The sequence below is a fragment of the Micromonospora sp. DT31 genome (assembly GCF_049841795.1).
GTDB lineage: Bacteria > Actinomycetota > Actinomycetes > Mycobacteriales > Micromonosporaceae > Micromonospora.
In genome coordinates this window covers 1-20481 of sequence record NZ_JBNCKZ010000022.1, presented here as the reverse complement: position 1 = coordinate 20481, position 20481 = coordinate 1, and the positions used below count along the sequence as shown (strand labels likewise).

Sequence of the window (20481 nt, the reverse complement as noted above, 5' to 3'; positions counted from 1 at the left end):
ATGTCGTTCGTACCCGGTCTGGTCCTGGCCCGCCGCTTCCACGACGAGGTGGTGGCGCCGCTGCTGAGCCGGCGGCTGCCGGCCCTGCGGTACGCCGCCGGGCTGCTCGACGGCGGTTCGGAGCTGTTGGGCCTGGACACCTCCCGCTCGACGGACCACGACTGGGGTCCGCGTACCCAGGTCTTCGTCGGGCGCGCGGAGGACGTCGCGCCGGTCCGGGCGGTGCTCGACGCGGAGCTGCCGGCGCGGTTCCTCGGCTGGCCGGCCCGGTTCGCCGGCGGTCCGGCGGACCGGCTGGGTGTGGCGCGGACCGGCGGTGACCGGCACGGGGTCGACGTCCACGAGCTGGTGCCGTGGTGGCGTGGACGCCTGGGTGTGGACCCGCGGGCGGGCCTGACCACCGACGACTGGCTCGCGACGCCGACCCAGCGGTTGGCGGAGCTGACCGGCGGCGCGGTCTTCCACGACGGGTTGGGCAGTGCGCTCAGCACGATCCGCGCCGCCCTGTCCTGGTATCCGGACGACGTGTGGCGGTACGTGCTGGCGTCCGGCTGGCAGCGGGTGGCCCAGGCCGAGCATCTCGCCGGCCGGTGCGCCGAGGTCGGCGACGACCTGGGCAGCCGGGTGGTGACCGCGGGGCTGGCCCGGGACCTGATGCGCCTCGGTCTGCTGGCGCACCGGCGCTGGCCCCCGTACGCCAAGTGGCTCGGCACCGTGTTCGCCGCGCTGCCGGTGGCCGCGCCCGCGACGGACGCCCTGGCGGTCGCGTTGGGCCCGGGCGACTGGGCGGTGCGGCAGGTCGGCCTGGCGGGGGCGCTGGAGACGGTGGCCGACTGGACCAACGGCACCGGCCTGGCCACCCCGGTGGATCCGACGGTGCGGCCGTTCCACGCCCGGCCGTTCCTGGTGCTCGACGCCGGCCGGTTCGTCGCGGCGCTGCGCGGTGCGATCAGTGATCCGTGGCTGCGGGAGCAGCCGCCGGTGGGTGCGGTGGACCAGTTCGTGGACAGCGTGGACGTGCTCACCCGTCCGGACCGGGCCCGCCGGGTCGCCTCGGCGCTGCGACCACCGCCGGTCGGGACGCCGGCACCGGTTGTCGGGCCCGCGGCGGGGGCCTAGACTGCACTTCGAGCCACATCTATATGTGGCTGTCTGTCTCGTCTCCGAGGGTCCGGGCCGCCTTCGCAGGCGCCTCGCCGGCGGCACGCCGCGACGCGTCAGTCCGGTGTGCGTCCCACCATCGGAGGAGATCCCATGCTGTCCAGAAGGAGCAGGCTCCGGCTGCTCGGTGCGGGGCTGGCCGCCGCCGGGCTGGCCGTCGGTGCGGCGCTCGCCGTCCCGGGGCCGGCCTCGGCCGCCACGCTGACCGAGGTGACGAACTTCGGCGCGAACCCGAGCAACCTGCGCATGTACCTGTACGTCCCGGACACCGTCGCGCCACGCCCGGGGCTGCTGGTGGTCAACCACTACTGCACGGGCAGCGGCCCGGCCATGTACTCAGGCACCCAGTTCGCGGCGCTGGCCGACCGCTACGGCTACATCGTGGTCTACCCGTCGGTGACCCGCAGCAGCAAGTGCTTCGACGTCTCGTCCCCGCAGGCGCTGCGCCGCGACGGCGGCAGCGACCCGGTCGGCATCAAGTCCATGGTCGACCACGTGCGGCAGCGCTACCCGGTGGACGCCGAGCGGATCTTCACCACCGGCACCTCGTCCGGCGCGATGATGACGAACGTGCTGCTCGGGGACTACCCGGACGTGTTCCGCGCCGGGGCGGCCTTCGCCGGTGTGCCGTTCGGCTGCTTCGCCACCACCAACGGCTCGGAGTGGAACAGCGAGTGCGCCAACGGCCAGGTGTTGCGGACCCCGCAGCAGTGGGGTGACCTGGTCCGCAACGCCTATCCGGGGTACACCGGTCCGCGTCCGCGGATGCAGCTCTGGCACGGCACCAACGACGAGACGCTGCGCTACCCGAATTTCGGCGAGGAGATCGACCAGTGGACGAACGTGCACGGGCTGAGCCAGACGCCCGCGTACACCGACAGTCCGCAGGCCGGCTGGACCCGCACCCGCTACGGCGGCACCGGCGGCACCGCGCCGGTGGAGGCGATCAGCATGCAGGGCGTCACGCACAACCTGCCGGTCGACGCGGCGCAGGCCATCCGGTTCTTCGGCCTGGACTCCACCACCACGCCGCCGCCCACGACGCCGCCGCCCACGACGCCGCCGCCCACCACGCCCCCTCCCACCACGCCCCCGCCGACCACGCCCCCGCCGACCACGCCGCCGCCGTCGGGTGGCTGCCAGGTCGGGTACGTGGTGAACGCCTGGAACACCGGCCTCACCTCGTCCGTGACGATCACCAACACGGCCACCACGGCGGTGAACGGCTGGAGCCTCGCGTTCACGCTGCCCGCCGGGCAGACGGTCACCGGTGGCTGGAACGCCACGTACGCCCCGGCCAGCGGCGCGGTGACCGCCCGGAACGTGTCCTACAACGCGGCGATCCCGCCGGGTGGCTCGGTCACCATCGGTTTCCAGGCCAACCACACAGGTGACACCGGCCGGCCGGCCGCGTTCACGCTCAACGGAAGTCCCTGCGCGACCGGCTGACCGACGCGACCTCACCTCGTCGAGGTGGCGGCATCCCGACCACGGTGCTGCCGTCACCCCGGCGAGCCGGCGCCAACGGTTCGTCCCCGGCGGGCGAGCCGTCGCGCAGCCGGGCGGCCGCGACACCGAGCAGCGGCCGGTAGATGCGTACCGAGTCGGCGAGCGCGGAGAAGTGCGACCCGGAGTTGCCGGCGTGGTAGCGGGTGGCGATGTCCACCTGCTCGATCGGCAGCCCCACGCGGGCGGCGCCCAGCAACACGTTCATCTCGTACTCGAAGCGGTCGCCGGGGACGGTGGCCAGCCAGGGGAGCAGGCCGGCCGGGTAGGCCCGCAGTCCGGTCTGGGTGTCCCGCACGTCCCGGCCGGTGGCCAGGCGGAACGCCAACCGCGTCGCCGTGTTGCCGAACCGGCTGCGGGCCGGGACCTGCCCGTCGAACCGGCGGACGCCGAGTGTCGCCGCGCCGGTGACGCGCATCCGCTCGACCACCCGGCACACGTCCGGCACGTCGTGCTGGCCGTCGGCGTCCACACAGACCACGTCGTGACCCCCGTGGCGGGTCGCGGCGTACCGGAAACCGGTGCGCAGCACCACGCCCTTGCCCCGGTTGGCCCGGCGGCGCAGCACGGTGGCGCCCCGGTCGCGGGCGGCGGCGAGCACCCCGTCGGCCGCCGGGCCGCTGCCGTCGTCGACCACGAGCACGCACACCCCCGGCAGCGCGGCGGTCAGCTCGGCGACCAGCGGCGGAAGCCGGTCACCGGGTCGGTAAGCGGGCACGAGCACGATCACGGGACCTCCCGGCTGCCTCGCCCGCCGGCACGTCCCGCCGGGTCGATCAAGGGCCGTCCTACCCCCGGCCGGCGTCGGTGAACCCACGCCGGTCAGGGCGCGGACAGCAGGCGCCCGATCCGCTCCGCCGCGCGGGTCAGGCCGCGCTCGCGCCGCAGCAGCGCCTCCGGGGTACGCACCCCGAGGTACCCGAGTCGGCTGGCCAACCGCGCGGTCCGCTCACGGCGCACCGGCACCGGGTCCGGGGCGGTGACCGGCACGTCCCGCAGCGCCGCTCCGGACAGCCCGAGCACGCGGGCGGCGAGCAGCCGGATGCGGGGCAGGTGCCACGGGTGGGAGACCAGTCCGAGGGGTCGGTCCGGGGTGAACCGCACGGCGCCGAGCAGTCCGTCCTGGACGGTGTGGACCAGGTTCTGCGCGGTGGTGCGGGACCGGGTCTCGGCGGCCGAGGGGACGTACGCGTCGAGACCGGCGTCGCGCGCCAGCGCCCGCATCAGCTCGGCCTCCCGGCAGCCGGGTGGCGGACCCGGCACCCCGGCCGGCCCGTGCGGCCAGCCGCCGGTGAACACCACCCGCGACCCGGGTGCATGGCGGAACTCCTCGGCGTGGGCGCGGACGTAGGCCACGGCGGCCTCGGTGCGCGCGACGCTCTCGGCGGTGAGTCGGTAGCCGTCGTCGCCAGCCACCACCCCCCGGCCGAAGACCAGCAGCACCGTCGCGGTCGTCGTCATCCACCCACCGTACGACTCAGTCCTGCTCCGGCGGCCAGGGCGGGGCGCCGACCCCGGTGAGGCGGACGCCGCCCCACGGGTCCACCTCGGTCAGCCGGGCGCGGGCGACCCGGTCGCCGACGCGGACCTCCACGTCGCGGCGGCCGGAGCGCAGCAGCCGCACCATGCGCGGTTCCGGTTCGATCCGCCCGGCCCAGTGGTAGCGGCCGTCGACCGGCTCCCACCGGCCACCGCCGTGCAGCCGGACCGTGGTGCCGGCGATCTCGGCGGCACCCTGCCAGCTCACGTGTCGGTCCGTGCGTGCGCGCGGGTCAGCTCGGTGGGCAGGTCGGCGGCGCGCCGCACCCCCTCGATCCCGTTCCACAGCAGGGTGGTGAGGTAGTCGGTGAGGGCGGCCCGGCTGATCGGCTGGCCGTGGGTGGTCCACCAGTCGGCGACCGACTGCACGAACCCGACCAGGCCGTACGCCCACGGTTCGGCCGGGCCGGCATCGAGGCCGAGCGCGCGCAGCCGGTCGCCGATGACCCGGGCCAGCCCGGTGGCGACCTGCCGGCTGGTGCCGGTGACCACCTGCTGGATGCCGGGGTGGCCGGACTCGTGGACGAGGAACCGGTAGAGCGTCGGCTCGTACTCCACCACGCTCAGGTACGCGTCGATGGTCGCCTCCACCAGCGCCCGCTCCTCGCGGACCTGCGCCACGGCGGGGGCGACCGCCGCGACCACCCGGGCGGCGACCATCTCGCTGACCGCCAGCCAGAGCTGGGCCTTGTCGGTGAAGTAGCGGTAGAGGACCGGCTTGCTCACCCCGGCGGTGGCCGCCACCTGGTCCATGTCGACGGTCGGCCCGTGCCGCAGCAGCGCCTGCACGGCGGCGGCGACCAGTTCCCGTCGCCGGTGCTCGCGGTGCTCGGCCCACCGGTCCCGCCGGTCGCCGCCGGTCGCGGCCGGCTCGGGCGGGCGATCGGGGCCATTGACATCGGTGGAGGTGCGTCGCATGCTACCACTCGTAACAGTTACTTCAAGTTACGTCAATATGGAGGGGCCATGGAGGGGACGTCTGCCGGGTTCCCGCGGGAGGCGGTGGCCGAGCGCCTGCTCGCCGCCTCGGTGCGTACCAGCTACGACCCCGCGGTGGACCTCGACTGGTCGGCGCCGCCGGTGCCCGGGGCGTACTGGCTGCCGCCGGAGCGCAGCAGCCTCTACGGCACGTCGCTGTGGGAGGCGATGACGCCGGAGCAGCGGATCGAGCTGACCAAGCACGAGGTGGCCAGCGCGGCCTGCGCCGGCCTGTGGTTCGAGACGATCCTGATGCAGATGCTGATCCGGCAGTACTACGACGCCGACCCGACCAGCCGGCACGCCCAGTACGCGCTCACCGAGGTCGCCGACGAGTGCCGGCACTCCATCATGTTCGGCCGGCTCATCGAGACCATCGGCGCGCCGGTCTACCGCGCCGACCCGGTCGACCACCTGCTCGGCCGGTGGCTCAAGGCGACCGCGACCGGCCCGCAGATGTACGCGGCGATCCTCATCGCCGAGGAGATCCTCGACTCGTTCCAGCGCGAGATCATGGCCGACGAGTCGTTGCAGCCGCTGATCCGGATGGTGTCCCGGATCCACGTGGTGGAGGAGGCCCGGCACGTCCGGTTCGCCCGGGACGAGTTGGCGCGGCAGGTCGAGGAGGCCGGCCCGGTCGGCCTGCGGTACGCCCGGCTGGTGATCGGCCGCGCCGCGTACTCGATCACGCGGCGCCTGGTGCACCCGCGCGCGTACGCGGCGGTCGGCATCGCGCCGGAGGTGGGCCGGGCCGCGGCCCGGGCCAACCCGCACTGGCAGGCCACCCTGCGATGGTCCGCCCAGCGCATCGCCGACCACCTGACCGGGCTGGGACTCATCGCCGGTCCGGGCCGGCTGCTGTGGCGGCGGGCCGGGCTGATCGAGGGCTGACCGGCGGCGACCCGAGGGGGGAAAGAGTCGCCGCCGGCCGCCCGGCTCAGGAGGTCGGGAAGTTGTCGGGGGTGCGGATGCGGTTGCGCAGCAACGTGCCGGACTCGGTCAGCGACGCCGGGTTGCCGAACGTGCCGGCCGCGCAGGTGCCGGGCCTCAGCGCCGCGGAGCCCTCGGCCGCGTCGGAGAACGTCCAGTTGGCGTAGCTGATCTTCAGCCGGTCGAGCAGGTCGAGCCAGGCGGTGCTGCTGGCGGTGTCCACCGCGCCGTCACCGGTGTAGGTCACCGTGCCGAACTCGGTGACGAACAGCGGCAGCCGGGCGGCGGCGCGCTGCACCTCGTTGCGGTAGTTGTCCCCGTGCGAGGCGGCGTAGAAGTGGAACGTGTACATGACGTTCTCCGCCCGCACCGGGTTGTTCACGATCTCGTCGGAGTTGCCGCCCTCGGACACGCCGAGCGAGGACCAGCCCCGGGTGCCGACGATGACCACCGCGTCCGGGTCGTTGGCCCGGATCACCGGGATGACCTGCTCGGCATAGTTGCGGATGGTGGACCAGCTCACCCCGTTGGGCTCGTTGGTGATCTCGTAGATCACGTTCTTCTTGGCGGCGTTACGCGCCGACACCGCCGCGAAGAACGTCTTCGCGCGGTCCAGGTTGTACATCGGGTCGCCCGGGGTCAGCGTGTGGAAGTCGATGAGCGCGTACATGCCGCGCGCCTCGGCCTTGTCCACGAGCGTGTTGACCTGGTTGGTGAAGCCGGCCGGGTTGGTCTCGTAGCCCTGCTCCTGCACGTACATGGAGATGCGCAGCAGGTCGGACTGCCAGTCGTCGGCCAGCACGTCGAGCGAGGCGTCGGTGTAGCAGTTGGCGAACCACTGGAGCCCGTGCGTGCTCATGCCGCGTAACTGGATCGGCCGGCCGTACTGGTTGCAGAGGTTGACCCCGCAGACCCGCAACTGCCCGTTGATCGCCACCGGGGTGGTGCCGGTCGGCGGCGGCGCGGTGGTCGGTGGCGCGGTGGTGGTCGGCGGGGGTGTCGTCGGGGTGCTGACGCCGCCGGTGCAGGTGGTGCCGTTGAGTGTGAACGAGGTGGGGTTCGGGTTCGACCCGGTCCACGAGCCGTTGAAGCCGACCGTGGTGCTCGCGCCGGTGCCGAGCGCGCCGTTGTAGTCCATGCTGCGGGCGGTGACCGCGGAGCCGCTCTGCTGCCAGGTGGCCGACCAGCCCTGCACCACGCGCTGGCCGCCGTCGGGGAAGGTGAAGCCGAGCGTCCAGTTGGTCACCGGGTCGCCGAGGTTCTTCACCGCCACGGTGGCGGTGAAGCCACCCTGCCAGGAGTTCGTGGTGTAGGTGACGGCGCAGCCGGTGGCCGCCATCGCGTTCGTCGACGGCAGTACGGCCGTTGCCGCGAGGGCGAGCGCGCCGACCGCGCCGCCGAGGAGCAGATGCCGCCGGGACGGGTGGGGAATGGAGAACATGCGGGAAGGTCCCATCTGGTGGGTGTGATCGGACGGTGCCCGTCGTGAATCTGCCCGGACAGCCGACGCGGCGGCCTGCGGGAGCGCTCCCACGCAGAGGGTAGAGGTGGATGCCGATGCGTGCAACCGGCGGCGGGTCAGCGGGCGGCGCGCCGCCCGCCGTAGAGCCGCAGCGCGTTGCAGACGTCGAACACGCCGGGCACGTCCCAGGCCAGTTCCCCGGCGATCCGACGGGTCTCCGGCGCGGCCACCATCCCGGCGAGGATGACCACCCGATTCTGCACCGTGATCGTGATCTGCTGGCGCCTGGTGCTCCAGTCGGTGCTCAGTCGCTGCGCGACGGCGGCGGCCAGCCGGGTGTCCGCGTCCCGGGGCCCCGACCCGCCGTGGGGGAACGGGAGCTCGGGGTACGGCCAGGGCATCACCACGGGGACGGCTCCTTCTGTTCGGTCCGCAGAGCGGGTCCAGCGGCGAACTCCGGCACCGGGACGCGGCCGTCGACGACGGCGAAGAGGCCGTCGAGCCGCATGGTGTGCAGCACGGTGAGCACGAATCGCGACGGGGAGACCAGGCACAGCCGCCGGCCGTCCCGCCGGGCGTCCTGGTGGGCGCGGACCAGCAGGCCCAGGCCGGCGGAGTCGATCACCTCCAGCGCGGAGAGGTCGACGAGCTCGCGGTCACCGTGCACGGAGCGCTCCGCCAGCGTCCGGCGGACCGCCTCGGCGGGATCGACGTCGCGCGCCGCCGGTGGGCCGACGACCTGCTCCAGGTCGTCGATGCCCAAGCCGTCGTCGGCGATGGCCGCCCGGACGCTGCACCGGGGGCAGTGGTGCGGGCCGGACGCGAACGGGGAGCCGACCCAGTCGTGCTCGAACACCAGCGTCCACACCACCTCGGCGTCGGGCAGCGTGGTGCCGGCGCCGGTGACACTGTCCCCGCAGCCGTCACAGATCAGCATCATCAGGTGGTCCGACGGTACGACTGTCACACCTCCTCCTTCCGCGGGGCGGACGGCCCGGGATGTGCCCGCCCGTCCGCCGTGGGGCCCGCGGCCAGCACGGCCACGATGACCGCGATCGCGGCGAAGCCGGCCTGCACCACGAGCGGCAGCAGGGCCGACGCGTCGGGGCGGCGGTCCACCAGCCCGACCACGATCGCGCCGAGCAGGGCGGCGGCCACGCCGAGCGCCAGGGTCAGCCAGACCGGGGCGGCCTTGCGACCCGGTACGGCGAGGCGCCCCGCGCCGCCGACGGCGAGTCCCACCACGAGGGCTCCGACGAGTGTGCTCCCGGTCATCACTTCTCCTCGGGGGGCGCCGCGACCCGGGCCCGGCCCCGCGCGGACGGGCGCGGCGTGTCCACGACGGGCACGCTGGCGCCCAGCCCGGACCGCCGCAGGATGCTCCTGATCCGCGGGTGCGGGTTGCTCAGCGTGAGGGTCGCGTTGCGGCGCGCGAGGCGGCGGTGCACGTCCAGCAGCAACGCGATGGCGGCCGGGTCCACCTGCCGGCACGCCGACAGGTCGATCGTCAGCTCGCGGGGGCGCAGCGCCAGCACCCGGTCCAGCACGTGTGCGACCTCGGGCAGCCCGGTGAGGGCCAACTCGTCGGTGATGTCGACGCGTACGTGCGGCACGGCGGAGTCCGGCGGGGACGGCAGGGTGGTGGGCATCAGGTCGCTTCCATGGAAGATCAGGATCGATCCCCACACTGCGTAGTGATCGTGGAGGTCACCGGACGGTTGCATGACGGTTCGATGACAAAAATCGCGAACGGGCCACGCGGTTGGGTGGCTGTTGCCCGGCCGGTCATGATGCCCATATGACGGCCGTACTGGTGATCGAGGACGACGACCGTATCCGCCTGGCGCTGCAGCTCGCTCTGGAGGAGGAGGGCTACGACGCGCGTGGGGCGGCGACCGCGGAGGACGGGTTGCGCCAGCAGCGGGAGAACCCCGCCGACTATGTACTGGTCGACCTCATGCTGCCGGGAATCAACGGTTTCGAGGGAATCCGTCAGCTTCGGCGGGACGACGACGTGCCGGTGGTGGTGATCAGCGCCCGCGACGACACCCACGACATCGTCGCCGCGCTGGAGGCCGGCGCGGACGACTACGTGGTCAAGCCGGTGGCGATCAAGGAGCTGTCGGCCCGTCTGCGGGCGCTGCGGCGGCGGGTACGCACGGTGGCCGGACCGGCGCCCGCCCAGTTCTTCGGTGACCTGGAGATCAGCGCGGAGGCCGGCGAGGTACGCCGCGCGGGCCGCCCGGTGCCGGTCACCAGGACCGAGTTCCGGCTGCTCTGCGAACTGGCCGAGCACGCCGGCCGGGTGCTGTCCCGCCAGCAGCTGCTCAGCCGGGTGTGGGGCTACGAGACCGGCGACGAGCGCCTGGTCGACGTGCACGTCGGCCGGCTGCGGCAGAAGATCGAACCGGACCCGGGCAACCCCCGTCACCTGGTCACCCTGCGCGGCCTCGGCTACAAGCTCCAGCGATGAGCCGCCCCGGCCTGCGCACCCGGGTCACCGCCGCGTTCGCGGTCGGGGCGCTGCTGCTCGCCGCGCTGATGGCGCTGTTCTCCTACGACCTGACCCGCCGGTCGCTGCTCGACGAGCGCGAGCGCACCGCGGTGCGGGCCGCCTACTACGACGCCGCGGTGGTCCGCTCCGGGCTGGACACCGGCACCCCGGACGTGGTGGCCGTGCTGCGCACGCTGGACACCGGCAGCGCCCGGCGGCCCCTGCTGCACCTGCGCGACGGCTGGTACGCCCGCACCGCCGACGTCGGCGCCAGCTCGGTGCCGGTGGAGTTGCAACGGGTGGTCGCCGCCGGGCAGCCGGCGGTGCAGCGCATCCAGCTCGACGGGCAGCCCACGCTGCTGGTGGGCGTGCCGCTGCCCGGCGCGCTCGGCTACTACGAGCTGACCTCGTTGCGGGAGGTCGAGGAGACGTTCCAGGTGGTGGGGCTGGCGCTGATCGCGGTGGCCATCATGGTGGCCGGGGCGGGCGCGGCCCTGGGCTGGTACGCCACCCGGCACAGCCTGCGGCCGCTCACCGCGGTCGCCGACGCGGCGGAGCGGATCGCGGCCGGCGACTTCGCCACCCGGTTGGACCCGACCACCGACCCGGACCTCACCCGGCTCTCCACCTCCTTCAACGAGATGGTCGACGAGCTGGTCCGGCGGATCGACCGGGACCGCCGCTTCGCCGCCGACGTCAGCCACGAGCTGCGTTCCCCGCTGCAGACGCTGGCCGCCGCGGCGAGCGTGCTGACCCGTCGGCGCGAGCACCAGGACGAGCGCACCGCGACCGCAGCCGGCCTGGTCGCCGACGAGGTGACCCGTTTCCAGCGCCTGGTCGACGACCTGATCCAGCTGGCCCGTACCGAGCAGCCGGCACACCGCGAGACGGTGGACGTGGTCGAGTTGGCCCGGGCCACCTGCCGGGAGCGCTCGCTGCCGGAGAGCCTGGTCGTGGTGCCCGACGGCGTCCCGCACCGGTGGTGGGTCGACAGGCGTCGTTTCGCGCAGACCCTGCTGAACCTGGTGGAGAACGCGCAGCGGTACGGCGGGGGACCCGTCGCCGTCCGCCTGGACGCGCGCGACGGCGTCGGTGTGCTGGAGGTCGACGACGACGGCCCGGGTGTGCCCCCGGCCGACCGGGAGGCCATCTTCGACCGGTTCGTCCGGGGCCGGGCGGCGCACGACCGCGCCGGCACCGACGGCACCGGCCTCGGGCTCGCCCTGGTCGCCCAGCACGCCGCCGCACACGGCGGGACGGCGGCGGTGCGGGACCGCGACCGGGGCGCCCGCTTCCGGGTGGAGCTGCCGGGAGCGGTCCGATGATCGGGTGGCGCCGGTCGAGGGCTGCCCGTGGTGGCGCGTCGTGGCGCCCCTTGACCGCTGGACGTACGCCGGCCCGCCGGTTGCTGCCGGCGCTTGTCGTGGCCGCGCTGCTGGCCGGCTGCGGGGTGCCGGTGGACGACGAGCCGCGGCTGGTGCAACCGCCGGCGGGCCCGTTCCCGTCGCCGGCCGGCACCACGACCGCCGACCCGGACGGGCGGGTGGACGAGCCGTTCTGTTTCGTCCGGGGTGACGAGTTGGTGGTGGTCAACCGCCGGGTGGAGGGGTTGCCGGGGGTGGACACCCACCTGCAGCACCTGCTGGCCGGGCCGGACGGCGGGGAGCGCCGCCGAGGGTTGGCCACGGCGTTGCCGGGCACCGTGTCGGTGGCCGGTGCGACGCTGAGCGGGACGGTGGCGACCGTCGACGTGCGCGAGGCGGGTGAGGAGATCGGCCGCAGCGACGAGGTGCTCGCGTTCGGGCAGATCGTGTGCAGCCTCACGCAGCGACCGGACGTCTACGGCGTCGCGTTCCGTCGGGGCGGGCAGCCGCTGGAGGTGCCGCGCGCGGACGGGAGTGTCTCGGCGCTGCCGCTCACCGCCGCCGACTACCGGCCGCTCCTCTCAAGATAACGACGTCTCTGACGCCCTTGTCCGAATATGACATCGAATATCCATCGTCCGTTCGGTTGATTCAGCCGCCACCTTTGGTCTAGTGTGGCTGGCACGACCGGTGTGGGAGGCCACCCGTTCTCCGAGGACAGGAAGGGCAGCATGACCACGATGACCATGGCACCGACCGCTACCGAGGTGCAGCGCGCGCCGCAGGCCGGCGAGGAGTCCCGCGCCAGCGAGCTGATCGCGGCACTCGCCACCCTGCCCGCCGACCACCCGAAGCGGGCCGCACTGCGCAGCGAGGTCATCGAGGCGTGGCTGCCGCTGGCCAACCACCTGGCCGCCCGCTACAGCGGCCGGGGTGAGCCGGCCGGCGACCTGGCGCAGACTGCGGCGCTGGGCCTGATCAAGGCGGTCGACCGGTTCGACGCCTCCCGTGGGGTCGACTTCGCCGGCTTCGCGATCCCGACCATCCTCGGCGAGATCAAGCGGCACTTCCGCGACCGCACCTGGAACATCCGGGTGCCGCGTCGCCTGCAGGAGCTGCGGCTGCGCATCTCCGAGGCGAACAGCACGCTGACCCAGACGCTCAACCGGGCCCCGACCGTCGCCGACATCGCCACCCACCTCGACGTCACCGAGGAAGAGGTGCTGGAGGGCCTGGAGGGCGCCCGCGCCTACAACGCGGTCTCGCTGTCCACGCCCATCGGTGACGGCGACAGCGCCACCGAACTCGGCGACACCCTCGGCTCCGAGGACAACGAGTACGAGCTGGCCGAGCTGCGTGCCTCCCTGGGGCCGGCGCTCGCCACCCTCGACGAGCGGGAGCAGAAGATCCTCACGCTGCGCTTCTACGGCAACCTGACCCAGAGCGAGATCGCGGCCCGGGTGGGTGTCTCCCAGATGCACGTCTCGCGGCTGCTCGCCCGCGCCCTGACCAAGCTGCGGGGCCAGCTCACCGAGGCCTGATCCGCCCGTATTCCGCTCCCGCGACCCCCGCCGGCCCGTCCGGCGGGGGTCGCGCCGTTCCACCCCCACCACCGCGCCTGCCCGGTTCGCCGGACTGCTTCCGCCAGCGGGGGTACCACCGCGGGACCGCCGATGGGGCGGGGATCAGTGGGGGAGGGCTGTGGACAGGCGGCGGGCGGCCTCGCCCATCTGCCCGGGGGACGCGGCGGCGTAGGTGAGGCGCAGGTGCGGGGCGGGGGGTTCGGCGGCGTACCACGGGCGGCCGGGGAAGACGGTGACGCCCGCCGTGGCGGCTGCCGCCGTCACCGCGATGTCGTCGGTGCCGTCCGGCAGCCGTACCCACAGATGCAGCCCACCGCGTGGAACGTCGCGCGGAGTCAGCGACGGCAGGTGCCGGTCCAGCGCCGAGAGCAGAGCCTCCCGGCGGGCCCGCAACTCCCGGCGCACGGTGCGGCGGTGCCGGTCCCAGGCCGGTGCGGTGAGGAGCTCCAGCGCGGCCTGTTGCAGCGGCCCGGCCACGAAGAGGTCGTCGAGCAGGCGGGCGGCGCGTAGCCGGGCACCGGCCGGCCCGCGCGCGCCGATCGCGGCGATCCGCAGGCCGGGTGCGGTGGACTTGGTGAGCGAACGCAGGTAGACGACGTGTCCGTGCGGGTCGTCGGCGGTGAGCGGCGGCGGGGCCTCGCCGTCGACGGTGAGGTCGCGGGCGTAGTCGTCCTCGACCAGGAAGGCGCCCGCGTCGCGGACCGCCTCGGCGACCCGGGCGCGCCGGGCCGGTGCGAGCGTCGCGCCGTGCGGGTTGGCGTACAGCGGCTGGCAGTAGAACAGGCGGGCGCCGGTGCGGGCGAACGCGGCGGCGAGCTGGTCGGGCCGTACCCCGTCGGCGTCGGCGGGCACCGGCACCACGCGCAGCCCGGCCGCCCGCGCGGCGGCGAGCGCGCCCAGGTAGGTGGGGGACTCGACCAGCACCGTGTCGCCCGGTGTGGTGAGCGCCCGCAGCGTCGAGGAGAGCGCGGCCTGCCCGCCCGGGCAGATCACCATGTCCTCGGCGCGTAGGCCGCCACCCGCCTCCCGGGCGAACCAGGCCCGCAGATCCGGCCTCCCCTCCGCCGGGCCGCGCTGCCAGGCCGCCGGCTGCCGGGCCGCACGGGCGAGCGCCGCACCGAGCGCGGCGGCGGGCTGGAGGTCCGGGTCCAGATAGCCCCCGGTCAGCGGGATCGCTCCCGACGGCGGCAACGCCAGCAGCGCCTGCATCTCCTCCTCGCCATCCCGCCGCGAGCCCAGCGCGACGGTCTGCCACGACAGGTCCGCCCGCGGCGGGTCGGCGCGCCGGGCCGCCACGTACGCGCCGCGGCCCGGCCGTGTCTCCACCAGCCCGTCCGCGACGAGCCGGCGGGTCGCCTCGGCGACGGTGACGGGGGAGACGTGGTGGTGCCCGGTCAACTCCCTGACCGACGGCAGCCGCGTACCGGGAGCGGCCTCCGCCGCCAGCGCACCCAGATGCCTGGCGACACGATCGATAGCGCTACCATCAGCCATGACGGCAGAGAGTAGCGCTACTGCGCGGACGACGGTAACTGCGGGGCCGCGTGCCGGGGTCGCCCTCGGTGCGCTGGGGGTGCTGGCGTTCAGCATGTCGCTGCCGGCCACCCGCGTCGCGGTACACACACTCGACCCCTGGTTCGTCGCGTTCGGACGGGCGGTCGGGGCGGCGCTGCTCGGGTGGGCCTACCTGCGGCTGACCGGCGCGCCGCGCCCCACCCGGGACCAGTGGCGACGGCTGGCGGTCGTCGCGCTGGGCGTCGTGGTCGGCTTCCCGCTGTTCACCTCGCTCGCCCTCACCACGCAGACGTCCGCACACGGCGCGGTGGTCGTCACGGTGCTGCCCGCCATGACCGCTGTGTTCGCGGTGCTGCGCGCCGGCGAGCGGCCGCCGCCGCTGTTCTGGCTCGCCGGCGCCGCCGGGCTGGCGCTGGTGCTCGCCTTCCTCGCCGTGGGCGGCTCGATCAGCGGGCCGCTGTCGTTCGCCGACGTGTTCCTGCTCGCCGCCGTGGTGCTCTGCGGCCTCGGGTACGCCGAGGGCGGCCGGCTGGCCCGCGAACTCGGCGGCGCCCGCACGATCTGCTGGGCGTTGCTGCTGTCGCTCCCGGTCACCGTGCCGGTCACCGCGGTTGCCGCGCTCGTCGACCGGCCGCACGGCGGTGTCGCCGCCTGGTCCGGGTTCGGCTATCTCACAGTGGTGTCGATGTTCCTCGGCTTCTTCGCCTGGTACGCGGGGCTGGCCCGGGGCGGCATCGCCAGGGTCGGCCAGATTCAGCTCGTCCAGCCGGTGCTCACGCTGCTCTGGTCGGCGCTGCTGCTCGGTGAGGCGGTCACGCCCGGCGCGCTCGTGGTGGCGGGGGCGGTGCTCGCCTGCGTCGTGCTCATCCAGCGCACCCGGGGCGGCGCGGTGCCGGCGCGCGCCCCGGGCGGGCCGCCGTCAGCAGGCCGGGACGGTGCCGGTCACGCCGGAGACGTACGCGTGGCTGACGAAGTGTCCTGACGCGAGACGGTTCCACTGGCTGGTGGTCCGGTAGGGGCCGCTCACCGACTGGCCGACGACCGAGCACTCGATCGGCACGTTGGCGTAGGTGGCGGCCAGGCCGACGACGGGGTTGCTCGTGGCCGGGCCGGAGCGGATGTTGAGCGGGCCGCTGCCGATCCGTCCCCGGGTGCCGGTGCCGGTCCAGAGGTAGGCGACGTCGACCCAGGCGTTGTCGGTCAGCAGCAGACCGTCCCAGAACGTGCCGTCGGCGAGGTCGATGCCGGCCGGGCTGGCCACCACGCGTCCGAACTGGTCCCTGCCCCCGTTGTAGCCGCTCTGGTAGGCCGCCTGTGCCTCGGGCCGGCCCTGCGGCAGGTCCTTCCACGTCTCCCGGACACCGCCCGGGTTCCAGTAGTCGTCCCTGGTGTTCCACGGTCCGATGTCCCAGACCGGCGCGTACTCGCAGCGGCTCCGGGTCGTGGTGCACACCCGTACGGTGTAGTCGCCGGTGTTCTTCGGCGCGAGGCCGCGGGCCGACGGCAGCGCGACGAAGTGGTCCCGCGAGACGATCACGTGCCCGTTGGCGGTGGTGCCGCCGACCAGGCCCTCCCGGGTGGCGTACACCCGGTAGGTCAGGCCCGGGGTGGCGGCCGCGACGGCGGGTACCGAGTCGGCGACGAGCCGGACCGTGCGCAGGGTGGGCGTGGCGGACGGCCGTTCGGCAGTGAGGACCACCCGGATCTGCACCCGGGTGACCGGCTGGTCGAAGACGGCCCCGCCGGCCACGGGCTGCCACTCGGTCCAGGCGCCCGATCGCCAGCCGCGTGCCGCCACCTCGACGGCACCGCCCGGGCCGGGGGTGGCGGCGATGTCGGCCCGGACCCGGTTGGCCGGTACGGCGAGCGGGTGGGGCGCGGTGACCAGCATGCCCTCGGCCACCGGCCGGCGCTGTGCGGCCGGGCGGTTCTGCGCGTCGGCGAGGCGCAGTCCGGCGTCGGTCCAGCGGATGTTGACGTCGTCGGAGTCGACCACCCGCAGGTCGGCGTTCCACGTGTCGCCGGTGGCCGGCTCCGCTGCCAGAGGTGCGGCCGGTGCCGGCGAGACGGCCAGAGGTGCGGCCGGTGCCGGCGAGACGGCCAGGGCGGCGGCGAGCACGCCGGCGACCGCCGCCAGCGGGCGGGTCCTGCGGGGATGGGGCATGGCGCTCCTCGTAGGGCATGACGTAGACGAACTTCGATCTCCACGGTGAGGTGCAGGTAACCATCGATCTCGGATCCCGTCAAGCGTCGGCACGACCCCCGTGGAGTGCAAAAAACCTGCAAACGCCAGCTCTTGCCTTTGTGGAAAGCGCTTTCATACGATTGCGTTACATCGATGTTTCATGTGCCGGCCGGGCATCGCAGATGAAACGACATTCGCCGGCGGCGCGCCTGATCGCGTCGTGGCTCCTCATTATTCCCATTCGGTGACTGCCGCTGCTCGGCGACAGTCCCCGCATGCTCGAAAAAGGAATGAGTCGACATGAGAAGACCAGTCGCACTGCGACTCCATGCGGCCCTGGCCACGGCGGTCGTGGGAATCGCCGTCGCCGTGGCGCTGCCGTCCCCGCAGGCGTCGGCGGCGGCCGGCAGCGCCACCGGCTTCGCCACCCAGAACGGCGGCACCACAGGCGGCGCGGGCGGGCAGACCGTACGCGCCACCACCGGCACCGCCATCCACGCGGCGCTGTGCAACCGGGCCAGCAGCAGCACCCCGATCGTCATCGAGGTGACCGGGACCATCAACCACGGCAACACCAGCAAGGTCTCCGGATCGAGCTGCAACACCGCGGACGGCGTGATCGAGCTGAAGCAGATCAGCAACGTCACCATCATCGGGGTGGGCGGCGGTGCCGTCTTCGACCAGCTCGGCATCCACATCCGTGACTCCCGCAACATCATCATCCAGAACGTGACCGTCCGGAACGTGAAGAAGTCCGGCTCACCCACCTCCAACGGCGGCGACGCCATCGGCATGGAGAGCACGGTCCGCAACGTCTGGGTCGACCACGTCACGTTGGAGGCGTCCGGCGGGGAGTCGGAGGGCTACGACGGCCTGTTCGACATGAAGGACGACACCCAGTACGTGACGTTGTCCTACAGCATCCTGCGCAACTCCGGTCGCGGCGGTCTGGTCGGGTCCAGTGAGAGCGACCGCGGGAACGGCTACATCACCTTCGACCACAACCTCTACGACAACATCGACTCGCGTACGCCCCTGCTGCGCGGCGGCATCGCCCACATGTACAACAACCACTACAACGGGCTGCGCGAGTCGGGCATCAACTCGCGGGCCGGGGCCCGGGCCAAGGTGGACAGCAACTACTTCCGCAACTCCAAGGACGTGCTCGGCACGTTCTACACGAGTGAGCGCGGCACCTGGCAGGTCAGCGGCAACATCTTCGACAACGTGACCTGGTCGTCCCCGGGCAGCGACAACTACCCGGCCGGGCCGAACGTGACGTCCACGACCACCGTGAGCATCCCGTACTCGTACCGGCTCGACGGGGCGAGTTGCGTGCCGGACATCGTGCGGCAGACCGCCGGCGCCAACACCGGCCTGCGGGTCTCCGACGGCAACTGCACGCCGCAGAGCCCGGCGCCGACCACGCCCGCGCCGACCACGCCCGCGCCGACCACGCCGCCGCCGGCCACCACGCCGCCGCCGAGCGGGATCAACCTGAGCCTCGCCTCGGGAGCCGGCGCCGACGGTTCCAGCAAGGCCGACGGGACCAGCTACGGCAACGTGCGCGACGGCAACCTCGGCACCTACTGGTCGCCGGCCGGATCGACCGGCACCGTCTCCGTCAAGTGGGGGGCCGACACCCGGGTGTCGCGGGTGGTCATCCGCGAGCCCTCGGGCACCCAGGGCTCGATCGGGTCGTGGCAGCTGGTCAACAACGACACCGGGGCGGTCCTGGCGTCCGGCAGCGGCGCCGGCTCGATCACCTTCGCCGCAACCTCGCTCCGTAAGATCAACTTCAAGATCAACAGCTCGAACGGTACGCCGCGGATCGGCGAGTTCGAGACGTACGCCAGCTGACAGCACGCCGAGCGGGGGCGGCCGATCCGGCCGCCCCCGCCCTGTGCGTGTCGCCGCTCAGAGGGTGAGCACGACTGTGGAGATGCTCCGTGCGCCGACGGTGACGGAGACCTGGTTGCCGTTCACGGCGGCCGGTTGGCCCGCCGCGCTCGCGTTCTGGGAGGTGGCCACGTACTCCGCCCCGCTGATGTTCTGCGGCGCCTGGATGACCGCGTTGTTCACCGCGCTCGTCGACCGGTTGAGGATCACCAGCGTGATCTTTCCGTCGCCCTGGTAGGCGGTGACCTCCAGCGGCGAGGCCTTCGAACTCTTGCTCAGGCCGACCCGCTGGTAGCCGGGACGGACGTACTTGGCGTACTGCGAGAACGCGTACCCGCGCTTGAGCGGGGCGCCCGCCACCGTGCCGTACGCGGACTCACCGTCACCGATGAACGAGTAGTAGCGCTTGCCGTACCACCAGACGTACGCGCTCCAGTTCGACTCCATCGACTTGTGCACGGTGCGCATGATGTCGTCGAGCGTCTCGTTCCACGCCGCCGTGTTGCTGGGGTTGCCCCAGATGTTCGAGCCGCCGCCGTCGGCCTCGTGCAGGTTCCACTCGGTCATCCACACCGGCTTGTTGTACTGCTGCGCCAGCGTGTACGGCTTGAGCCGGCCGGCGGCCTCGGTGCCGTACAGGTGCCCGCCGATGTAGCCGATGTTGTTGCGGGCGGCGGCGTCGTTGAGCGTCGGGTCGGTGTAGCCGTAGTTCAGGTTCACCGCCTCGGCGACCATCAGCCTGGTGTTCTGGACCTTGGCGCCCTGTTCCCGGACGAAGGTCTGCAGTTCGGTGCCGCTCCAGTCCATCGAGTCGTAGTCCGGGTGCCAGTCCGGCTCGTTCTGCACCGACGTGACGTCGACGGCCACGCCCTGGTTACGCATGTACTGGACGTAGCTGTTGAGGTGGTTGGCGTAGTCGTCGTAGTAGTCGGTGCGCAGCTTCCCGCCGTTGATCCGGCTGTTGTTGGTCTTCCAGGCCGCCGGGGCGGTCCACGGCGACGCCATGATCTTGACGTTTGAGCCGTACGACTTCGCGGTCTTCAGGGCGTTCACCTGGGTCGGCCACTCGCCGGACACCGGCGAGATGCCGGTCCGCACGATGGACAGTCCCAGTTGGTTGGGGCCCAACCCGACGAGCGTCTGGGTTTCGGCGGTCGACCACGCGCCACCCCAGATGGACACCGCGGCCCCGAACCCGTCGATGTTCTGGTAGCGGGTGGCGGCGTTCACCGTGATGTCCGCCAGCCCGGTCGGCGGCGGGCTGCTCGGCGAACTGGTGGGGGAACTGCTCGGCGAGGTGCTGGGTGACGTGCTCGGGGACGTGGTCGGCGTCGTGGTGCCGCCGGTGCAGCTCACGCCGTTGAGGGCGAAGCTGGTCGGGGCCGGGTTGCTGCCGGTCCACGAGCCGTTGAACCCGAACGAGGTGGTGCCGTTTGTCGGGATCGACCCGTTGTAGTCGACGTTGCGGGCGGTGACCGCGCCGCCGTTCTGTGTCACGGTGGCGTTCCACGCCTGGGTGACGGTCTGGCCGGCCCCGTAGGACCAGGTCAGCGCCCAGCTCGTGACCGGGTCGCCGAGGTTGGTGACGGTGACGTTCGCGCCGAATCCGCCCTGCCACTGCGACGACACGGCGTAGTCCACCGCGCATCCGGCGGCCGCCGCGCCGGCCGGCAGCGCCGCGGCGAACGCGGTCGATGCCAGCAGGACGGCGGCGGCGGACACCACCGCGGTACGGGTCGTTCGATGTCTTCTCATCGGACCTCTCTTCGATGGCCGGATCGGGTTCACCGTTGCAGGGTGAGTAGTCCGGGTCGGTAGGGCAGGAGGCCGTAGTCGCCGCCGGAGTTGGGCGAGCGGCCCTGGTA

21 protein-coding genes are annotated in these 20481 nt (G+C 73.2%); 9 read left to right on the top strand and 12 right to left on the bottom strand.

The window, feature by feature from the left end; translation table 11 throughout:
• Both ACLQ2X_RS25350 and ACLQ2X_RS25345 read left to right on the top strand, forming a co-directional pair.
• On the top strand, positions 1–1119 hold the full coding sequence (locus ACLQ2X_RS25350; RefSeq protein ID WP_425683580.1) for a DUF4037 domain-containing protein: 1119 nt from the start codon (positions 1–3) through the stop codon (positions 1117–1119).
• 135 nt (positions 1120–1254) lie between these two features.
• Positions 1255–2610, top strand: coding sequence for an extracellular catalytic domain type 1 short-chain-length polyhydroxyalkanoate depolymerase (locus ACLQ2X_RS25345; RefSeq protein WP_425683579.1), 1356 nt, complete (start codon positions 1255–1257; stop codon positions 2608–2610).
• Here ACLQ2X_RS25345 and ACLQ2X_RS25340 read toward each other — a convergent pair.
• The 4 genes from ACLQ2X_RS25340 to ACLQ2X_RS25325 form a co-directional block, all read right to left on the bottom strand.
• A complete protein-coding gene (locus ACLQ2X_RS25340; protein ID WP_425683578.1) occupies positions 2582–3397 on the bottom strand; it encodes a glycosyltransferase family 2 protein in 816 nt (271 codons plus the stop codon). The two genes, ACLQ2X_RS25345 and ACLQ2X_RS25340, sit on opposite strands and share 29 nt — an antisense overlap.
• A gap of 92 nt (positions 3398–3489) precedes the next feature.
• Entirely contained in the window at positions 3490–4128 is a 639-nt protein-coding gene (locus ACLQ2X_RS25335; RefSeq protein WP_425683577.1) for a YdcF family protein, read from the bottom strand.
• 16 nt (positions 4129–4144) lie between these two features.
• The gene (locus tag ACLQ2X_RS25330; RefSeq protein WP_425683576.1) at positions 4145–4414 is read right to left on the bottom strand and encodes a DUF4873 domain-containing protein; all 270 of its coding nucleotides are present in this window, start codon (positions 4412–4414) and stop codon (positions 4145–4147) included.
• Complete coding sequence (locus tag ACLQ2X_RS25325) at positions 4411–5124, bottom strand: TetR family transcriptional regulator (protein ID WP_425683575.1); 714 nt, start codon at positions 5122–5124, stop codon at positions 4411–4413. Before ACLQ2X_RS25325 ends, ACLQ2X_RS25330 begins: the two co-directional genes overlap by 4 nt.
• 48 nt (positions 5125–5172) lie before the next feature.
• Here ACLQ2X_RS25325 and ACLQ2X_RS25320 point away from each other — a divergent pair, with 48 nt between their 5' ends.
• A complete protein-coding gene (locus tag ACLQ2X_RS25320; RefSeq protein ID WP_425683574.1) occupies positions 5173–6075 on the top strand; it encodes an AurF N-oxygenase family protein in 903 nt (300 codons plus the stop codon).
• A 46-nt stretch (positions 6076–6121) separates the two neighbouring features.
• Here the strand turns inward: ACLQ2X_RS25320 and ACLQ2X_RS25315 are convergent, their stop codons facing one another.
• The 5 genes from ACLQ2X_RS25315 to ACLQ2X_RS25295 form a co-directional block, all read right to left on the bottom strand.
• On the bottom strand, positions 6122–7555 hold the full coding sequence (locus tag ACLQ2X_RS25315) for a cellulase family glycosylhydrolase (RefSeq protein WP_425683573.1): 1434 nt from the start codon (positions 7553–7555) through the stop codon (positions 6122–6124).
• Positions 7556–7692: 137 nt separating this feature from the next.
• Positions 7693–7983, bottom strand: a complete 291-nt coding sequence (locus ACLQ2X_RS25310; RefSeq protein WP_425683572.1) for a BON domain-containing protein — start codon at positions 7981–7983, stop codon at positions 7693–7695.
• On the bottom strand, positions 7977–8543 hold the full coding sequence (locus tag ACLQ2X_RS25305; protein ID WP_425683571.1) for an STAS domain-containing protein: 567 nt from the start codon (positions 8541–8543) through the stop codon (positions 7977–7979). The genes ACLQ2X_RS25310 and ACLQ2X_RS25305 overlap by 7 nt, the downstream gene beginning before the upstream one ends.
• Complete coding sequence (locus ACLQ2X_RS25300) at positions 8540–8851, bottom strand: hypothetical protein (RefSeq protein WP_425683570.1); 312 nt, start codon at positions 8849–8851, stop codon at positions 8540–8542. Before ACLQ2X_RS25300 ends, ACLQ2X_RS25305 begins: the two co-directional genes overlap by 4 nt.
• Positions 8851–9225 (bottom strand): STAS domain-containing protein, encoded by a 375-nt coding sequence (locus tag ACLQ2X_RS25295; protein WP_425683569.1) that lies wholly within the window; start codon positions 9223–9225, stop codon positions 8851–8853. The genes ACLQ2X_RS25300 and ACLQ2X_RS25295 overlap by 1 nt, the downstream gene beginning before the upstream one ends.
• Positions 9226–9374: 149 nt before the next feature.
• Between ACLQ2X_RS25295 and ACLQ2X_RS25290 the strand changes: the two genes are divergently transcribed.
• The 4 genes from ACLQ2X_RS25290 (at position 9375) to ACLQ2X_RS25275 (ending at position 12975) form a co-directional block, all read left to right on the top strand.
• Positions 9375–10049 carry a response regulator transcription factor gene (locus ACLQ2X_RS25290; protein WP_425683568.1) on the top strand — a complete coding sequence of 225 codons (675 nt, stop codon included), beginning with the start codon at positions 9375–9377 and terminating at the stop codon, positions 10047–10049.
• Entirely contained in the window at positions 10046–11395 is a 1350-nt protein-coding gene (locus tag ACLQ2X_RS25285; protein ID WP_425683567.1) for a sensor histidine kinase, read from the top strand. Before ACLQ2X_RS25290 ends, ACLQ2X_RS25285 begins: the two co-directional genes overlap by 4 nt.
• A gap of 50 nt (positions 11396–11445) precedes the next feature.
• Complete coding sequence (locus tag ACLQ2X_RS25280) at positions 11446–12024, top strand: GerMN domain-containing protein (RefSeq protein WP_425683566.1); 579 nt, start codon at positions 11446–11448, stop codon at positions 12022–12024.
• A 141-nt stretch (positions 12025–12165) separates the two neighbouring features.
• Positions 12166–12975 (top strand): SigB/SigF/SigG family RNA polymerase sigma factor, encoded by an 810-nt coding sequence (locus ACLQ2X_RS25275; protein ID WP_425683565.1) that lies wholly within the window; start codon positions 12166–12168, stop codon positions 12973–12975.
• Between the two features lie 144 nt (positions 12976–13119).
• On the opposite strand, the gene ACLQ2X_RS25270 is transcribed toward ACLQ2X_RS25275, so the two are convergent.
• Positions 13120–14511, bottom strand: a complete 1392-nt coding sequence (locus tag ACLQ2X_RS25270) for a PLP-dependent aminotransferase family protein (RefSeq protein ID WP_425683564.1) — start codon at positions 14509–14511, stop codon at positions 13120–13122.
• On the opposite strand from ACLQ2X_RS25270, the gene ACLQ2X_RS25265 reads away from it, so the two are divergent.
• Positions 14510–15514, top strand: coding sequence for a DMT family transporter (locus ACLQ2X_RS25265; RefSeq protein ID WP_425683563.1), 1005 nt, complete (start codon positions 14510–14512; stop codon positions 15512–15514). The genes ACLQ2X_RS25270 and ACLQ2X_RS25265 overlap by 2 nt on opposite strands.
• On the opposite strand, the gene ACLQ2X_RS25260 is transcribed toward ACLQ2X_RS25265, so the two are convergent.
• The gene (locus ACLQ2X_RS25260; RefSeq protein WP_425683562.1) at positions 15452–16696 is read right to left on the bottom strand and encodes a hypothetical protein; all 1245 of its coding nucleotides are present in this window, start codon (positions 16694–16696) and stop codon (positions 15452–15454) included. The two genes, ACLQ2X_RS25265 and ACLQ2X_RS25260, sit on opposite strands and share 63 nt — an antisense overlap.
• Positions 16697–17017: 321 nt before the next feature.
• Between ACLQ2X_RS25260 and ACLQ2X_RS25255 the strand changes: the two genes are divergently transcribed.
• On the top strand, positions 17018–18577 hold the full coding sequence (locus ACLQ2X_RS25255; protein ID WP_425683561.1) for a pectate lyase family protein: 1560 nt from the start codon (positions 17018–17020) through the stop codon (positions 18575–18577).
• 57 nt (positions 18578–18634) lie between these two features.
• Here ACLQ2X_RS25255 and ACLQ2X_RS25250 read toward each other — a convergent pair whose 3' ends face one another.
• On the bottom strand, positions 18635–20371 hold the full coding sequence (locus tag ACLQ2X_RS25250; RefSeq protein ID WP_425683560.1) for a cellulose binding domain-containing protein: 1737 nt from the start codon (positions 20369–20371) through the stop codon (positions 18635–18637).
• Positions 20372–20481: the final 110 nt, after the last annotated feature.

Excerpts from the sequence above, each read along its gene's own strand:
- ACLQ2X_RS25350 (WP_425683580.1), top strand. The coding sequence starts at position 1 with ATGTCGTTCGTACCCGGTCTGGTCCTGGCCCGCCGCTTCCACGACGAG.
- ACLQ2X_RS25345 (WP_425683579.1), top strand. The coding sequence starts at position 1,255 with ATGCTGTCCAGAAGGAGCAGGCTCCGGCTGCTCGGTGCGGGGCTGGCC.
- ACLQ2X_RS25335 (WP_425683577.1), bottom strand. The coding sequence starts at position 4,128 with ATGACGACGACCGCGACGGTGCTGCTGGTCTTCGGCCGGGGGGTGGTG.
- ACLQ2X_RS25325 (WP_425683575.1), bottom strand. The coding sequence starts at position 5,124 with ATGCGACGCACCTCCACCGATGTCAATGGCCCCGATCGCCCGCCCGAG.
- ACLQ2X_RS25320 (WP_425683574.1), top strand. The coding sequence starts at position 5,173 with ATGGAGGGGACGTCTGCCGGGTTCCCGCGGGAGGCGGTGGCCGAGCGC.
- ACLQ2X_RS25315 (WP_425683573.1), bottom strand. The coding sequence starts at position 7,555 with ATGTTCTCCATTCCCCACCCGTCCCGGCGGCATCTGCTCCTCGGCGGC.
- ACLQ2X_RS25300 (WP_425683570.1), bottom strand. The coding sequence starts at position 8,851 with ATGACCGGGAGCACACTCGTCGGAGCCCTCGTGGTGGGACTCGCCGTC.
- ACLQ2X_RS25295 (WP_425683569.1), bottom strand. The coding sequence starts at position 9,225 with ATGCCCACCACCCTGCCGTCCCCGCCGGACTCCGCCGTGCCGCACGTA.
- ACLQ2X_RS25290 (WP_425683568.1), top strand. The coding sequence starts at position 9,375 with ATGACGGCCGTACTGGTGATCGAGGACGACGACCGTATCCGCCTGGCG.
- ACLQ2X_RS25285 (WP_425683567.1), top strand. The coding sequence starts at position 10,046 with ATGAGCCGCCCCGGCCTGCGCACCCGGGTCACCGCCGCGTTCGCGGTC.
- ACLQ2X_RS25275 (WP_425683565.1), top strand. The coding sequence starts at position 12,166 with ATGACCACGATGACCATGGCACCGACCGCTACCGAGGTGCAGCGCGCG.
- ACLQ2X_RS25265 (WP_425683563.1), top strand. The coding sequence starts at position 14,510 with ATGACGGCAGAGAGTAGCGCTACTGCGCGGACGACGGTAACTGCGGGG.
- ACLQ2X_RS25270 (WP_425683564.1), bottom strand. The coding sequence starts at position 14,511 with ATGGCTGATGGTAGCGCTATCGATCGTGTCGCCAGGCATCTGGGTGCG.
- ACLQ2X_RS25260 (WP_425683562.1), bottom strand. The coding sequence starts at position 16,696 with ATGCCCCATCCCCGCAGGACCCGCCCGCTGGCGGCGGTCGCCGGCGTG.
- ACLQ2X_RS25255 (WP_425683561.1), top strand. The coding sequence starts at position 17,018 with ATGAGAAGACCAGTCGCACTGCGACTCCATGCGGCCCTGGCCACGGCG.
- ACLQ2X_RS25250 (WP_425683560.1), bottom strand. The coding sequence starts at position 20,371 with ATGAGAAGACATCGAACGACCCGTACCGCGGTGGTGTCCGCCGCCGCC.